Origin of the sequence: Bacillus massilinigeriensis (assembly GCF_900111815.1) — a bacterium.
Classification (GTDB): Bacteria; Bacillota; Bacilli; order Bacillales; family Cytobacillaceae; genus Mesobacillus_C; species Mesobacillus_C mediterraneensis.
Genome location: NZ_LT630004.1, coordinates 941,513 through 955,889, shown reverse-complemented (window position 1 = coordinate 955,889; position 14,377 = coordinate 941,513). Strand labels below are relative to the sequence as shown.

Below are 14,377 nucleotides of genomic sequence, written 5' to 3'. Positions count from 1 at the left end.
CCCGCTGCCTTCTTCGGTGTTACTCTTTGACTGTTTTAGTACCTTCTTCCTCCACACGATCATCAACAATATCGTCTTTTTCAATACCCGCTACAGCTTCATCCTTTTTATTATCGGCAACCTTTTCAGATTCTTCATCGATTATTTCAAAACTAGCATTCATCATTTCACATAATGTCATCTTCTTTCCTACCACCTATGATGTTGGTAAGCGGCCGCTTTTCACTAAAACGTTACGAGGTGAGGGAAAAAGCTTTGGGGGTGAAAAAATAAAATTATTTTTCCAGTTCATTCTGATTTCTTTTTATCTTTTTTACATCAGGTGCGCATTTCACGTAAGAACATTCCTATATCCAGTCCAGGTATTAAAAAAAACATAGGTAAAAAGACAGGTCCTAATGATCCTCCAAAAATCTGTACTTTTAGTGAAATCATTAAACCTACCGTGACAAAATTAGCGCTATATAACTTTTAATAAACGTCACCCAGTCTCTTCTTTCACTGAAATAACTTTTGAAAAGGTTCAAGAACAAGAAATACTTACCCCGGTAAGGGTACCACTGAATTTCAGCCGTTCTCCTGCCTCGATCCTCCACAATTGCTTTCTCATGACAAAAGATCCGCAATCCAGCGCTCCCATGATAGCGTCCAATACCGCTTTTTTTTGCCCCGCCAAATGGAAGGCCGTGATTTGCAACTGTCACGATGACATCATTTATAACAACAGCACCTGATACTAGTCTAGAAGCCACTCTTCTAGCCTTCTCGATATCCTTTGACCAAACGCTTGCATTCAGGCCAAATTCTGTGCCGTTGGCTAACCCTACCGCCTCCTCTTCAGACCGGAAAGGAACAACTGGCAGCAGGGGGCCAAACGTCTCTTCCTGAATGATTTTCATATCATGTGAAACACCTGTGACGATTGTCGGCTTTATGTACATATCCTCTGACCAATTTTCTAGTGTTTGGCCAATTTCTATTTTAGCTCCCCTCTCAAGTGCTTCATCTAACTGCTCACGAACGATGTGCTTTTGTGCCTGAAAAGTCATGGATCCGATGTCATCATCACTTCCAGCACCTTGGATCAGAGATTCCACTTCTTTTTTCAAGAGGACGAGAAATTTATCAAATATCCCTTCTTCCACATATAATCTCTCTGCACTCATACAAACTTGACCGCAATTTGTGAAAGCTCCCCATGCAGCCCCCTTAGCTGCCCGCTCAAGGTTGGCATCCGCAAAGACAATCATCGGATCCTTACCGCCCAGCTCCAAGGTTGTAGGGATTAAGTCCTCTGCAGCTTGCTTTTGGATCATCCTACCGGTTCTTACAGAGCCGGTAAAAAAGATATAATCTGGCTTTCCTTTTGTAAATGCAGCCCCTAATTCTTTTCCTCCATGAGCAACTTGAACTACCCCTTCCGGATACCATGCTTTTTTAAATAGCTGCTCCATACATTTCCCCACAATTGGCGTCACTTCTGATGGTTTAAGGATAACTGTATTCCCAGCAGCAAGAGCACTTATGACCGGGACCATCGCAAGCTGAAATGGATAGTTCCACGGGGATATGACTAGTACAACGCCCCTCGGCATATACTCAATATAGGATTTTTTTCCGATCAACAAAAGGGGAGTACCTACTTTTTTCCGGCCTATTTCCTTTTCTCCATGACGGATTACATAGTCGATTGCATCAAGGGTAGGCATAATGTCTGCAACGATAGCTTCTGTTAGAGGCTTTCCAGTATCACCCGAAATCTGTTTGGCAATTTCGGCCATGTCTGTTATTATTACTTTTTTTAAATTTCGCAGAAGCTTTATCCTTTCGGTCATGTTTCCGCTCCACCTATCAAATGCCTCCCTAGACCTTCTATAATAAGACTCTACTTGCTCTAACGGTGTAACTTCTATGTCTGCAAGTTTTTTTCCTGTGGCTGGTGAGTATGCAGAGAGAATTTTTCTATCTTCGACATCATTCATTGAGACATCTCCTTTTCCTCTTCTATCAAAACATTAAAATGGCATCCAATAAGCGAAAAATCGCCTTACTGGATGCCCCTAGACTAATTACTTTTTCCGGTGCCGTCTTGTAATAACCTTTTCAGTTCTTCGAGCATAACTGCCATTTCCTCTTTTGAATATTTCCCATACCGTTCTTCCAAAGCGGTCTCATTCCTATCACTTTCTTCTGCACCTCTGCGGAGTTCCTCTGGTACATACCGCTTTTTGCCTTTTAGAATGTAACCTGGTACAAGATGACCATCCGGTGTCGCATACATCTTATTCATATTCCTCGTCTCTTTATCAAAAAGGCTGTATACGATCGGAATGATAAACAACGTAAGGAAAGTACTGCTGATAAGCCCCCCAATTACTACAATGCCCATCGGCTGGTTCATTTCTGTTCCCTCTCCAACCCCGAGAGCTAGTGGAACAAGACCGAGTATTGTCGTCAAGGCGGTCATCAGGATCGGCCTTACCCTGTCTTTTACCGAATCAATGATTGCTTCATATGTCGTAAAACCTGCTCTTTTCCGCTGATTGATATAATCGACTATAACAATCGCATTGTTTACGACAATACCGGAAAGAACGATAACCCCGATAATAGCCGTCAGACTCACAGGTGTGTTGGTGAAGACAAGTGCGGCCCCAACTCCAATCATCATCAGCGGCATTGTAAACATGATGACAAAAGGATATTTTAACGATTCAAACTGAGCTGCCATTACAAGATATACGAACAACACAGACAAGCCGAGTGCAAGCATCAAATCATCGATGGAGGACTCTAGCAGCTCCCTATCACCGCTAAAAGTAACCTCTGTACCTTCGTCAAGATTTAATTTTTCGATCTTTTTATCTACTTTTTTCGAAATCTGGCCAAGGTTTGTGGAAGACTTATACTTTAGTGTGAATTGAACAGCATCCTGTTGGTTTATTCTCTGAATACTCACAGGACCGCTACCCTTCACGATATCTGCAACAGCTTCCAGCGGAATATAACTTCCGTCACTCTTTTTGATTTGCAATCCTTTCAGTCCATCAATATTTTCTGTGACCTTCTTGTCATATTCGACAATCACTCCGTTGACAGAACCATTCTCATCCACTAGTTGCGTTGCCATACTTCCCCTAGTAACATCGTTGACAACTTGCGCAATTTGGGCTGGAAGCAATCCTTGTGCAAGGGTTTTCTCACGGTTTATATTGATTTGCACTTCTTCCACTTCATCCATTCTATCTGTGGAAAGTTCATTAACATCTTCAAGATTCCGCAGAGCCTGATAGATGCTGTCAATTGCTTCATCTAGACGTTTCTTGTCCGTATCCTTTACGCTGAAAGTAAGGGTATTGGGACTCGAGCCACTAGTAGACTGCATACTAAAAGAAACTTCAGCAGTTGGATTGGCAGCCTTTGCAGCCTTCTCCATATCTTTCTTTACGTCGTCCACAAACTCAAATGTACTTCTTTTCCTATCCTTCAGTTCCTTCATCTTTACGTATAGTTCTCCTACTTTTGACTCAGTAGAGCCTCTAAAAGATGATTCCTGAGTAGTTCCAATAAGAGAAACATAAACTTCAGCGTCTTTTTCTTTTTTCAGTCTCTCTTCAAGTGTCTTCATCACTTTTTCTGTTTCAGAAAGTGCTGAACCGTTTTCCAGTTTTACGCTGACAGTAAAGAATCCTTCATCTGAAGGCGGCAAAAATTGTGTTCCAACCCTAGTAAGACCAATTCCGCCTGCAATAAGCAATACAAGGGTGGAAACCAAAAGAATTGCTCGGTGTCTCAAACTCCAGCGGATGGCATTCTCAAGAAAGCGCATCGGCTTTGAACGTTGCCTTCTCGCTTCCATGTTTTTTTTAGGTGCTTTCAAAAGCCGGCCTGCGAGCATTGGTATGACAGTCAGCGCTACGATTAACGATGCCAATAGGCTGAACGAGATAGTCATAGCAAATTCAGTAAACAATTCACCAATGATCCCGGAGATAAAAACGACTGGCAAGAAAACGGCAACAGTAGTAAGCGTTGAGGCTGTGATTGCTCCGCCTACCTCCTTCGTGCCATCGAAGGCTGCCTTTTTTGAATCTTTTCCCATCGAAAGGTGCCGATAAATATTCTCTATTACCACAATGGCGTTATCTACAAGCATTCCAATGCCTAGTGCAAGGCCCCCAAGAGTCATAATGTTAAGTGTAAAATCGGAGAAAAACATTAGCACAAACGTAAAAATAACAGAATAAGGAATTGCCACTCCGATGATCAGCGGGCTTTTTACGTTACGCAGGAAGAGGAAAAGCACAACCATCGCAAGAGCTCCGCCAACATAAAGCGAGTTAGAAATATTTCCGATTGCAAGCTTTATATAATCCCCCTGATCAAACATTACCTCTGATTCTATTCCATCGTATTTATCCTTCTTCAACAGCTTCTCAAGCTCTTGCGTAAAATCCTTAGAGACGGCAGCTGTGTTAGCATCGGATTGCTGAAGCACGCTCAAGAGAACCGAAGGCGATTGATTTGTTCGCGTAATGGTACGATCATCCTTCTTCTCAAGCGAGACATTTGCAATGTCGGAAAGAAGAATTTTTTTTCCTGTCTGTGGTTCACTTGTCACGGCGAGATTCTTCAAGCTGTCAATGGAATCCATCGAGCTGATGATTCTTGTCGTGAGTTCTTTTCCTTCTGTCAAAATAGGATCTCCAGGCATGGATACATTGTTCGCTCGGATTATATTCACGACTTCAGACTGACTTAATCGATAAAGCTTTAATTTTTCTTGATCAAGGCCTACCTTCACCTCTTTCACTGAGGTACCCGACAGGTTGACACTCGCCACACCATCTACTTTTGAGAGCTGAAGCTTTAAGTCTTCTGCAAGTTCCCTGAGAACATCGCTGTTTCCATCTGAGCGGAGAGAGAGCTGAATGATTGGAAACTGGGATGGATCGAACTTTAGAAACCTTGGCTTTTCCGAATCATCAGGAAGCTGAGCTGAGTCGATCCTTTGCAATATTTCATCCTGTACTTCTTCGATATCCGTCGACCAGGAAAACTCCATCAGGATAAGATTAGATCCTTCCTGGGAAGTCGAAGTCATCGTCTTGATACCGGGAGTGGTTGCTAGATTCGCTTCTAGCGGTTTCGTTACTTTTTCGACAACCTCCTGAGGGCTTGCACCGCTATAGTTTGTTACCACTACTCCCACAGGAGGAGTAATTTCAGGAATGAGTTTAAGAGGAATATTCAAGAGCGAAACTGCTCCTAGGACAAGAACAAGAAACATGGTCACAATGGTAAAGACCGGTCTCCTGATCGAAAAATCGCTTATTTTCATAACCTAGCTCCTTTCAGACTACTGCAACATCTATTGTAATCGATTCATCCTATTCCTTCCATGCTTAATACTTGATGAAGGTTTATTTTAGTTTTTTTCTCTTGAAATCCTGCAAAAAAGGCCGCCAATATCGGCAGCCTTTGTTTATTCCAATCTATTAGTTAGCCTTGTCACTGTTTTACCTGTAATTCCCGCAAGAATGGTCATGATAGGAGAAAGCAGGCAAAAGAACGCAAATGGCAAATATTCAATGGTTGGAACTCCAAGAACCTGTGTCAAAAAAACCCCACAGACCCCCCATGGCACAAGGGGATTAACTACTGTTCCGGCATCCTCCAGAATTCTTGAAAGATTTTTCGGATGAAGTCCTGCTTTCAGAAAATGATCTTCATACGTATTTGCCGTGAGGATGATGGATAAATACTGTTCCCCTAGAAGAAAATTGATTCCGATGGAAGTAGCTGCTGCTGAACTAAATAAAACAGCCGTACTTTCCAATCCCCTGCTGATACCTTTCAATAGTGCCGGAATAATCCCTAATCGAAATAAGAGACCGCCCATGGAAAGGGCTAGCAGGACGAGAGAAACCGAAAACATCATACTCTCAAGTCCGCCTCTTGAAAGCAATGAAGCTACTTCATCCACTTTTGTTTCTGCTTTGTAACCAGAAAAAAGCGACATCAACAGTTCGTTATACTTTCCCGGTTCGGAAATAAATAGGGCTATAAGCAATGCAGAAACTGTTCCTAATCCGAGCGTAATAATCGCAGGAACTTTCTTTATTGCCAGGGCAGCGAGAAGGAAAAACGGGATAAGAGAATACCAATGAACAAGATTCATAGCCACAAGTTCTTGTTTTATCGTCGATACTTTCTCAAAGCCGGCACCTGGATCGTCCGGCGACAAGAAGATAAACATAACTAACGACAGGATAAATGCCGGGATGGTTGTCCATGTCATATTCTTAATATGCTCAAATAAATCTACTTTTAGAGTGGAAGAAGCAAGCGTTGTCGTATCAGAGAGCGGCGACATCTTATCTCCAAAGAACGCCCCTGAAACTACTGCCCCTGCTGTTATTGCCGGGGAAATCCCCATCGCTACTGCAACGGCAACAAAGGAAGCTCCTACAGTGGCAGAAGTCGTTAAGGAACTTCCAATGCTAAGTCCTATAGCTGTAGTGATAACAAATGTCATGGCATAAAACCATTTACCTGAAAGTAATTCAAAAGAATAATACATAAAGGTAGGAATGGTGCCACTTGCCATCCAGCTCGATATCAGAAGACCGATAAAAAAGAAAATCATGATGGCTCCAAGTCCTGTTTTTGCTCCTTCTGTAAGCCCTGCTTCAAGGGAACGGACTGGAACTTTTTTCAACATTCCATACACGAAAAGGCCCATAATGGCAAAAACTACTGGTACGTGCGGTACTAATTCAAGCACGATGATGCAATATGATATGCATGCCAATAGAATTAGTGTAAGTATTGCTGCCTCAGCAGGATTGATTGCAAGTTCCTTTTGTCGTTGCTGCATATCTGTTTCCCCCGTCATTTACTTTTTCACTTAAACGCTTTTATGCGTAAAAGCGTTTGTTTTTTTACTATATGGTGATAGTAGTTATATGTCAAGACCCACGGCCATATTAACTCACTATTGCCAAAAAGGCGTTTTAAAAAAAGGCCCCCAATTTGCCATAAAGCGGCAAATCGGGGGCCTTCTCCTGGAAATCATTTCTTCCATTACCTATTGATGCATATCCATTGGATTGTACAATTTTATTTCAGGGTTTTTGTCTTGGAACCAACGCAGTGCAAAATCATTCTCAAACAGGAATGCTTTCTTATCGAATCGGTCGGTGACAAGGAGACTTCTAGAGCTCGATAAGTTTTCATTAATATCCTCGTCCTCGATCCATCGGGCAATCTTTGATCCGACACTCTCCATGAGCACTTCCACATTATACTCATTGCGCATCCTGTGCTCAAAAACTTCAAATTGAAGCTGTCCGACTGCACCAAGTAAGTACTCCTCTGTTTTCACCGTCTTGAAAAGCTGGATTGCACCCTCTTGAACAAGCTGTTGAATTCCTTTATGAAAATGTTTTTGTTTCATAACGTTTTTTGCTGTAACCCTGACAAAAAGCTCCGGTGTAAATTGCGGGAGTCTTTCATACTGGAAAGACCCTTTACCTGAAACGATTGTATCGCCAATTTGATACACACCTGGATCATAAAGACCGATGATATCACCAGCGACTGCCTCATCAACTGTGCTGCGATCGTCCGCCATGAATTGCGTTGACTGGGCTAGCTTGATTGACTTACCTGTTCTAGGAAGCGTTACAGACATTCCGCGTTCAAAGCTTCCAGAACAAATTCGCAGAAATGCAATACGATCACGGTGGGCAGGATTCATATTCGCCTGAATCTTAAATATGAACCCCGAAAAATCACTAGAAAGTGGACTGATTGGACCAGCACTGCTGTTCCGCGGCTGTGGTTCTGGAGCAAACTTCAAATAGGCTTCAAGAAAGGTTTGCACACCAAAGTTTGTAAGCGCACTTCCAAAAAACACTGGAGTTAATTCTCCGTTATTGATACGTTCCTCTGAAAACTCATTTCCAGCCTCATTCAAAAGCATGATCTCATCAAGCATCTGTTCATAGAGCGGAGAATCTTTCAGTGGATGTTCTCCGTCAATTTCTCCTTCATCCGTAAGCGTAATATATCTATCCTCTTCTTCAACACGGAACTGCTCTATCCTCGAATGAAAACGGTCATAGATTCCGAGAAATTCTTTGCCCATACCTATCGGCCAGTTCATTGGATAAGATTCGATTCCCATCACTTCCTCAAGCTCCGCAAGCAGCTCAAGTGGAGACTTCCCTTCGCGGTCTAGCTTATTAATAAAAGTGAAAATCGGGATTCCTCTCATCCGGCAAACCTTAAACAGCTTTAAAGTTTGCTCCTCAATCCCTTTAGCAGAATCGATAATCATGACGGCACTATCAACGGCAGTCAAAGTTCGGTAAGTGTCTTCACTGAAATCTTGGTGTCCTGGTGTATCGAGGATATTGACACGGAAACCTGAATAGTCGAATTGCATAACACTAGATGTAACGGATATACCACGTTGCTTTTCAATTTCCATCCAGTCACTTGTTGCAAATTTCCCTGTTTTCTTCGCTTTTACAGTACCGGCATCTCTAATGGCGCCTCCGAATAATAACAGCTTTTCGGTTAATGTCGTCTTTCCTGCATCCGGGTGGGAAATGATAGCAAAAGTCCGGCGGAATAATACTTTATCTTCAAATTTTTGCATACGCATAGTTCCTTTCTTCTAGGGAAACATCCATGGAACATGTGAGCCGCTGGGTTCCCTCTATATCAGTCTTCTATTGCTTAAAAACCTCATAACTCCAATCTTATCCTTACAGAACGAAGTTTGCAATCGGCTTTTAACATAATACTAGCTGACAGAAAAACAGCAGCCTGGAGACCCAGACTGCTATTCCACTATAACCGTTTTTCTATATCATCAATCAGTTCATCGATTGTTTCCGAAACTTCATTGGTGCGGCGGGCGATGGAAATGCTGAACTCCAAGAGTTCTTTGAAGGTCTTGACTGAAATCATCGACTGCTTTTTTTCGTAATCATTGATTTGCAGGCCGATATCCTGAAGAATTAACAGTACTTCCTCCATAGAACCTTTTTCCATTGCAAACATGCTTAACATTCCCCCTTATCTTTTGTCTACATTATGAGGGAGAACGGAAAAATTTTAAATGGTAATAAATTCAATTATACTATTAAGCCTTCGCTTTCAACTTTTTCACGCTTCTAAAGAAGTCTTTAAGCATCGCAATAATTCCTCCGGGCTAATAAGCATTTTACCGCTGCCTTGAGCGAAAGCCTCATTTCCCCCGCCTTTTCCTTCTATGAGCGAAAGGGCATTTGTCAATGTATCTTTCATATTCCCCTCGGCATTCTCTCCTCTTCCACACACCACTTGCAGTCGCTCTCCATCGTTAGAAACTAGCAGGAATACCGCTTTCTGATTAAAGGAGATGGCGAATTTAGCAAGCTTTTGAAGTTCTTGAAGAGACCTTCCTTCAAAAGCCTTACAATAGAAGTTTGCTGGCTCATCTGTTACCAACTTCTCCGCTTCCATTCTAATTAATGCTTCTCGAGCTTCTCCAACCTCTTTATCTAAAGACTTTCCATTTTGGACAAGCTTTTCTGCTGCTTCTGGGAGCTTTCCTTCAGGTGCGTTCAAAATTCCTGAAAGTTCTCTTATAATGGTTTGCTTTGCTTGCAACTGCTTCAACACTCTTTGCCCACAGACAAATTCCAGCCGTATTTTTTTCCTTTGTCTTTCCCAGCCAAGTATTTTAATTGGTCCTGTTTCTCCAGTGCTTTTAGGATGGGTTCCGCCACAGCCTCCGTAATCAAAATCAGGAATCATGACTAACCTGATATTTTCCTCAACAGAGAGTTCTTTTCGAAGCGGATATTCTCTCGCTTCTTCAGCATCTACCCATTTGACAATAATAGGGCGGTTTTCCGCGACAATTTTGTTGGCGACCTTTTCCGCCTCTTGAGCCACTTTTTCCTCTAGTTCTGGTGTATCCAAATCAATGGTGACAAATTCTTTTCCGAGATGAAAGCCAACCGTTTCCATATCAAATAAATCTTCAAAAGCGGCAGAAAGAATATGCTGACCAGAATGCTGCTGCATATGGTCAAAACGTCTTTCCCAGTCCACTTGGCCATGAACCTTTTTCTTCTCCACCGGCCGTTCTAGATAGTGTCTGATTTCTCCATCCACTTCCTCTATTTCTATTACCTGTACTCCATCAATTATACCTGTATCAAAGGGCTGTCCGCCTCCAGTAGGATAAAATGCAGTTTCCTTCAGCACTGCAAAATCTCTTCCTGAATTATCTTTGCCTGTATCTATCACTTCAGTCCAAAAGCTTGTTATGTATGGGTCTTTATAGTAGAGCTTGTGTTCCATTGATTTAGTCACTCTCCCATTACTAGAAAACTCGGTATAAATGAATTATATCACCACAAACCGTAAGGAAAAAGGCAGTCCCTTTAAAAAGAGACTACCTTTTAAATGACGTCTTCATTAGCCAAAGCAGCTTCTGCTTCGCTCATAATGTCTTTTGCTTTTCCAATGTATTCTTCCGGAAATGGTGCATCCTCATCTTCAGGAGGTTTAAACTGATTGAAGGAAGCAGAGACACTCCCGATATTTCCTTCCTCATCCACATCATTCTTAAACTCATGATCAAGAAGGAATGGTGTACCAATCATAATGCGGGCATTGTCGCTCCCAAGATCACCTTGTAGAGATTTGAGCGGTATTCGCAAGTATTGTTGGTCCCCATGGTTATCTCCCATCTTATAGTCGATATAAGCATGATCATACTCCCAATTCCCGTTCATAACGAAACCTAGCGGCTCCAATGCATCCTTCACCTCAAGCAGAGAGAATTGCTTTCCGTCAATGTTTGATGTTATTGTTATCATCCTACCAGCCCCATTTCAATTCATTTTCTGCTTAATATACTTTTCCACCAGGAGACAGGCGGTAAACCCCATGAAAAGGTATTGGTAAAACCCTTTTAGATGATTAAGTAATGAGATGCAGAATTCCGGAAAAAATAAACAGGAAAGTAAAAGGGTTTTATGGCTCATCTTAAATGGGTAGAGCGTAAGGTAGCGACATTGGACTATGAAGGAGTGCAAAGAAATGCTTGGAAGGAAAAGAATAGAAAAAGGTTATCGCAATTATATTGGTGAAGCAAAGGACTATGTTAGAGATCCCAAAAAGACAGATAGACTGATTAGCGCTGCAAGAAAAAAAGCCACTCATAGGAGAAGTTCCCTAAAGGATGTTTGGAAAAGTCTCTCATTACTTATTGAGCTAGTCCGTTCTTGGAGAAAAGGCGAATACCGAAAAGTTTCCGTTAAAACAATAGTTACAATAGTTGCAGCGCTCCTCTACTTTGTGTCTCCGATTGATATTGTACCAGACTTTCTTATTGGACTTGGCATTGTGGATGATGTAGCAGTGCTCGGTTACGTACTTAAACAAGTTTCAGATGAATTATCAGATTACGCAATTTGGAAGCAAGAAAGGTCCCAAATCATCAAAAGCCCGGAAATTCATGAGGAATCATGATTTCCGGGCTTGATTTTACCCTTTTGAACTAGAACAGATTTTGGACCTTTCGATAAAGTATTTGTAATAACAAAGATAAAAATGGAATAGTTCCCCTTCCTTGTTTTAACTGGATTACTGCTTCTTTATTTTTTTTACATCGCTTTCCGCTTTCTTCAATGCTTCTTCAGGCTTGATTTTCCCTAACAGCGCATTATCGATGTGTGGATTCAGCCTGCTGTGATAATCCGGGTACTCAACCGGAACAGGGAATAATTTTGTTACTTCCAAGTTTTTCACCGCTGCCTGATAAACTGCTTTTTCCTTCCCCTCCATCTCAGAAGCCGCACTCTTCGAAGCGTTTCGATTCGCAACATTGTCAAAGTTTTTCAGCGCCCAATATTTCTGCGCCTTTTCCCCTGTTAAATATTTAATAAATTCCATCGCTTCCTTAGGGTGTTTTGCTCCCTTTGGTATTTCAGCGACGAATCCTCCTCCTTCAGCATAATGCCCAGACCCTTTTTTAAAAGCTGGCAGTGGAGCAACACCAAAATCCATATCTTTTCCATAATCTCTTATTTGGGTATAAAAGGTCCCAATATCTCCCCACATCGCTACTTTACCCGCAATGAATGGGTTTGCCTGCTCGCTTCCAAATTCCGCTTGGAAAGCTTGTACAGTACGATTCCCGAGTCTTTCCTTCCATCCGATCATCCAGTGGAGAGCCTCAATCTTCCTTTTTGTATTAATCGCCAACTTCCCATTATCGAGAAATCCCACTCCGTTATCAGCATTTATCATCCAGAAAGATGCCCCTAAATTGCCCCAAAGTGGATAAAAACCGATTCGCTCATACTTACCGCCTTTTTTTATATCAAGTTTTTTCGCATAAATTGACAGTTCCTCCCACGTTTCAGGCGGCTTTGAGGGATTTAAACCCGCAGACTTGAAAGCTTCCTTATTATAAAAGAGAAGCCTTGTATCCGTATTGAACGGAACTGCGTATGGTTTCCCTTTATATTCAATTGTCTCCCAAAGATGAGGGTAAAAGCCTTTTGAAAAATCATTATCTATATATTTGCTTAAATCTTCTACTTGTTTATTTTCTGCTCTTTGGCCAACTGTATTAATATCATTGATAATAACATCTGCAGGATTACCAGCTGCAATAGAAGCAAGGTTTTTCGTCCAAATATCTCCCCAAGGCAAAAATGTATGTTTCACAACAATATCATTCTGTGATTCATTAAAGTCCCCGATGATTTTCTCAATGACAGGTCTTCTCGTTTCCGATCCCCAGAAGGACCAGAATCTAACAACTGTCCGACCGTCCTTCGTCTTTTCACCTGTTGACAGCTTTTTACCGGATGTGCAAGCTGCCAGCAAAGCTATCAGCAAAAATGAAATAGCGAAGACAGCAAACACTCTTTTCATATTAAACCCTCTCCTGTATATGTATTCTTGCTAACCAAGTAACCTATACCCAAGTATTTTACAAGCAAACTCCGCCATTCCATTAAAAAGGCAGCAGGAGTACCCCGCTGCTTTTTTCTCAAATCTTTTAATGGTAGCATGCACAGCCTACAATGATGAGGAGAATGAACAAGACAACGATTAGCACAAAGCTGTTGCCTGTTCCATAATTTCCACATGCCCAGCCATGACCATAACCTCCGCAATATCCGTAGCCCATTGTTTGGTTGCCTCCTTTTTTTCGGAATAGGGACCATTAGTCAAATTAGACTGTATCGCCCTGGAAGGAGTTTCACAGGAATTACGGTTTTCCGCTATATTAAAGTATTAGCAAAATCCGCCGTAGCCCCAAGAAGCACCAATGATGATAAGCAAAATGAACAATACTACTAGCAGGGCGAAGCCTCCGCCATAACCGCAACCGTCTGACATTTGAAATTACCTCCTTTTGGATTGTCAATACATCCTATTCAGAAGAGCTAAAATGTGCAATGATAAAAACAATAAAAAAGAGCCCAATATTTTGGCAGTTAGCATGTGTACAGACGTACTTGCCCATTCTAATTGAAGAAAAAAACCATTAAAAATAAAAAGAAATAACAGGTGAAAAAATGCAAAGATTCGTTCATGGAAATTCACTCGATCTAAATACAAATACAAAGAGACCTTTCTTAGCAGGCCATAGGGGAGACGCTGGGAACTATCCAGAAAATACAATCATTTCTTTTGATTCAGCGCTTCGACACGGAGCAGATTTCATAGAACTTGATATCCAGCAAACCAAGGATGGCTCCCTCGTTGTCATTCATGATCACACTGTAGATAGAACAACAAATGGGAAAGGGAAAGTGGGAGAAATGTCTTTTGAGGAAATACGTCTGCTAGATGCCGGAAGTTGGTTTGATTCTAGGTTCAAAGGAGAAACAATTCCTGCTTTTACCGAAGTACTGGAGAGATACCGAGGAAAAATCGGTTTTCTTATCGAATTGAAAAAACCCTCCCTCTATCGTGGAATAGAAGCAAAGGTCGCGGAGACTCTAAAGGATTTCGGCCTTGATTCACCCGGGATGCACCCTGTCATTATCCAATCTTTCGACCGCAATTCGCTAGTCAAAATGAAAAGGCTGCTGCCGGGTGTTCCTCGTGGACTCCTTGTCCGTCACAGACCATATGGTGTTTTTAATTGGGAGCTAAGAAGAATTACCGCATTTGCTGATTTCTTTAACCCCAAACGCACGATGTTAAAGTCTAGCTTAGTACGAAAAGCTCATCAACATGGATTGAAAATGATTGTTTGGACAGCCGCTAACAAGTCGGAAGCGGAACAGTTACGAGCGACTGGAGTGGATGGAATTGTAGTTCATTCGTTCTCTAAACGCTAAAG

At 41.8% G+C, this 14,377-nt stretch carries 12 protein-coding genes and 1 pseudogene; 2 read left to right on the top strand and 11 right to left on the bottom strand.

The genetic code is table 11. The annotated features are described in order from the left end of the window. Nucleotides 1-19: 19 nt before the first annotated feature. The 8 genes from BQ5796_RS18060 to BQ5796_RS05095 form a co-directional block, all read right to left on the bottom strand. Nucleotides 20-181, bottom strand: coding sequence for a hypothetical protein (locus BQ5796_RS18060; protein ID WP_159430980.1), 162 nt, complete (start codon nt 179-181; stop codon nt 20-22). A 259-nt stretch (nt 182-440) separates the two neighbouring features. Beyond that, the gene (locus tag BQ5796_RS05125; protein WP_071459246.1) at nt 441-1,982 is read right to left on the bottom strand and encodes an aldehyde dehydrogenase family protein; all 1,542 of its coding nucleotides are present in this window, start codon (nt 1,980-1,982) and stop codon (nt 441-443) included. A gap of 83 nt (nt 1,983-2,065) precedes the next feature. Continuing rightward, a complete protein-coding gene (locus BQ5796_RS05120) occupies nt 2,066-5,341 on the bottom strand; it encodes an efflux RND transporter permease subunit (protein ID WP_074033901.1) in 3,276 nt (1,091 codons plus the stop codon). A gap of 144 nt (nt 5,342-5,485) precedes the next feature. Further along, nucleotides 5,486-6,880: a Na+/H+ antiporter NhaC gene (gene nhaC / locus BQ5796_RS05115; protein ID WP_071459245.1), complete on the bottom strand. Its 1,395-nt coding sequence runs from the start codon at nt 6,878-6,880 to the stop codon at nt 5,486-5,488. Nucleotides 6,881-7,090: 210 nt separating this feature from the next. Next, nucleotides 7,091-8,668, bottom strand: coding sequence for a peptide chain release factor 3 (locus BQ5796_RS05110; protein WP_071461155.1), 1,578 nt, complete (start codon nt 8,666-8,668; stop codon nt 7,091-7,093). Nucleotides 8,669-8,862: 194 nt separating this feature from the next. Continuing rightward, nucleotides 8,863-9,075 (bottom strand): hypothetical protein, encoded by a 213-nt coding sequence (locus tag BQ5796_RS05105; protein ID WP_071459244.1) that lies wholly within the window; start codon nt 9,073-9,075, stop codon nt 8,863-8,865. A gap of 105 nt (nt 9,076-9,180) precedes the next feature. Beyond that, nucleotides 9,181-10,365 (bottom strand): alanyl-tRNA editing protein, encoded by a 1,185-nt coding sequence (locus tag BQ5796_RS05100; protein WP_071459243.1) that lies wholly within the window; start codon nt 10,363-10,365, stop codon nt 9,181-9,183. 101 nt (nt 10,366-10,466) lie between these two features. Continuing rightward, nucleotides 10,467-10,886: a YugN family protein gene (locus BQ5796_RS05095; protein ID WP_071459242.1), complete on the bottom strand. Its 420-nt coding sequence runs from the start codon at nt 10,884-10,886 to the stop codon at nt 10,467-10,469. A gap of 223 nt (nt 10,887-11,109) precedes the next feature. Between BQ5796_RS05095 and BQ5796_RS05090 the strand changes: the two genes are divergently transcribed. Further along, nucleotides 11,110-11,541 (top strand): YkvA family protein, encoded by a 432-nt coding sequence (locus BQ5796_RS05090; RefSeq protein ID WP_083413047.1) that lies wholly within the window; start codon nt 11,110-11,112, stop codon nt 11,539-11,541. A gap of 114 nt (nt 11,542-11,655) precedes the next feature. Here the strand turns inward: BQ5796_RS05090 and BQ5796_RS05085 are convergent, their stop codons facing one another. The 3 genes and pseudogenes from BQ5796_RS05085 to BQ5796_RS17305 form a co-directional block, all read right to left on the bottom strand. Beyond that, a complete protein-coding gene (locus BQ5796_RS05085) occupies nt 11,656-12,954 on the bottom strand; it encodes an ABC transporter substrate-binding protein (protein ID WP_071459240.1) in 1,299 nt (432 codons plus the stop codon). 127 nt (nt 12,955-13,081) lie between these two features. Next, nucleotides 13,082-13,207 (bottom strand): annotated as a pseudogene (locus BQ5796_RS05080) (YjcZ family sporulation protein); the annotation flags it as partial. Nucleotides 13,208-13,320: 113 nt separating this feature from the next. Beyond that, nucleotides 13,321-13,425, bottom strand: a complete 105-nt coding sequence (locus BQ5796_RS17305; RefSeq protein ID WP_074033899.1) for a YjcZ family sporulation protein — start codon at nt 13,423-13,425, stop codon at nt 13,321-13,323. A 179-nt stretch (nt 13,426-13,604) separates the two neighbouring features. On the opposite strand from BQ5796_RS17305, the gene BQ5796_RS05075 reads away from it, so the two are divergent. After that, nucleotides 13,605-14,375, top strand: coding sequence for a glycerophosphodiester phosphodiesterase (locus BQ5796_RS05075; protein ID WP_071459238.1), 771 nt, complete (start codon nt 13,605-13,607; stop codon nt 14,373-14,375). Nucleotides 14,376-14,377 lie beyond the last annotated feature (2 nt).

Excerpts from the sequence above, each read along its gene's own strand:
- BQ5796_RS18060 (WP_159430980.1), bottom strand. The coding sequence starts at position 181 with ATGACATTATGTGAAATGATGAATGCTAGTTTTGAAATAATCGATGAA.
- BQ5796_RS05125 (WP_071459246.1), bottom strand. The coding sequence starts at position 1,982 with ATGAATGATGTCGAAGATAGAAAAATTCTCTCTGCATACTCACCAGCC.
- BQ5796_RS05120 (WP_074033901.1), bottom strand. The coding sequence starts at position 5,341 with ATGAAAATAAGCGATTTTTCGATCAGGAGACCGGTCTTTACCATTGTG.
- nhaC (WP_071459245.1), bottom strand. The coding sequence starts at position 6,880 with ATGCAGCAACGACAAAAGGAACTTGCAATCAATCCTGCTGAGGCAGCA.
- BQ5796_RS05110 (WP_071461155.1), bottom strand. The coding sequence starts at position 8,668 with ATGCAAAAATTTGAAGATAAAGTATTATTCCGCCGGACTTTTGCTATC.
- BQ5796_RS05105 (WP_071459244.1), bottom strand. The coding sequence starts at position 9,075 with ATGTTTGCAATGGAAAAAGGTTCTATGGAGGAAGTACTGTTAATTCTT.
- BQ5796_RS05100 (WP_071459243.1), bottom strand. The coding sequence starts at position 10,365 with ATGGAACACAAGCTCTACTATAAAGACCCATACATAACAAGCTTTTGG.
- BQ5796_RS05095 (WP_071459242.1), bottom strand. The coding sequence starts at position 10,886 with ATGATAACAATAACATCAAACATTGACGGAAAGCAATTCTCTCTGCTT.
- BQ5796_RS05090 (WP_083413047.1), top strand. The coding sequence starts at position 11,110 with ATGCTTGGAAGGAAAAGAATAGAAAAAGGTTATCGCAATTATATTGGT.
- BQ5796_RS05085 (WP_071459240.1), bottom strand. The coding sequence starts at position 12,954 with ATGAAAAGAGTGTTTGCTGTCTTCGCTATTTCATTTTTGCTGATAGCT.
- BQ5796_RS17305 (WP_074033899.1), bottom strand. The coding sequence starts at position 13,425 with ATGTCAGACGGTTGCGGTTATGGCGGAGGCTTCGCCCTGCTAGTAGTA.
- BQ5796_RS05075 (WP_071459238.1), top strand. The coding sequence starts at position 13,605 with ATGCAAAGATTCGTTCATGGAAATTCACTCGATCTAAATACAAATACA.